We start from the raw sequence: 830 nt of genomic DNA on the forward strand, positions 1-830 counted from the left end.
CAAACCCATCATTGCCTTTGATGGCAAGGTGTTACGCGGCTCCTTTCGGGGAAATGCCAAGGATGCGCTTCAGTTGGTCACGGCTTACGATACCGAAAATGGGCTGGTGTTAAGCCAGAAAGCAACCCCTAACAAGAAGGGGGAAATCGAAACCGTCAAAGATATGCTGGACATTCTTGAGCTAAAAGGAGCCGTTGTCACACTCGATGCGTTGCATTGTCAGCGTGAGACACTGGAGAAAATCAGCGAGAAGAAGGCTCATGTAGTGGTACAGGTCAAGAATAATCAACCGAAGCTGTATCAAGCGGTTCAATCGCAATTCCAGTCACTGTTTGACGCCCAGAAAGAGAAGATTGTCGTCGAGCACAAAGAGAGTGGACATGGCCGCCAGGAAGAGCGTTATGTGTTTCAATTAAAAGCCAAATTACCGCCAGAGTTGACGGAGAAATGGCCGACAATCCGCAGCATCATTGCCGTTGAGCGTCACCGCAGCGCCAACGGAAAAGGAACGGTAGATACCTCTTACTATGTCAGCTCGTTATCCCCCAAGCACAAGCTGCTAGGGCACTATATACGGCAGCACTGGCGGATAGAGAACAGCCAGCATTACATTCTTGATGTGGTGTTCAACGAGGATGCTTCCAGGATAGCGATGGAGGATGCGGTCGAGAATATGGCGCTATTCCGGCGGTTCGTATTGAATATCGTAAAACAGAGCAATTGTGGTGCTCGAAGTCAGAGAAACAAGCTAAAAAGAGCCGGCTGGAATGACGACTATCGGGCTCAGTTATTCTTTGGTTAAAATATCAACAAAGTGTGCTCCCGCCCTG

General features: G+C 49.0%; 1 protein-coding gene. It reads left to right on the forward strand.

Annotated elements, in window-relative coordinates; translation table 11 throughout:
• Positions 1 to 802 (forward strand): ISAs1-like element ISAs1 family transposase (locus BN1127_RS10740; RefSeq protein ID WP_042649441.1); only part of this gene is annotated, 802 nt, incomplete at its 5' end.
• Positions 803 to 830 lie beyond the last annotated feature (28 nt).

This window comes from Aeromonas media (assembly GCF_000819985.1).
In the GTDB taxonomy this organism is placed as follows: domain Bacteria; phylum Pseudomonadota; class Gammaproteobacteria; order Enterobacterales; family Aeromonadaceae; genus Aeromonas; species Aeromonas media.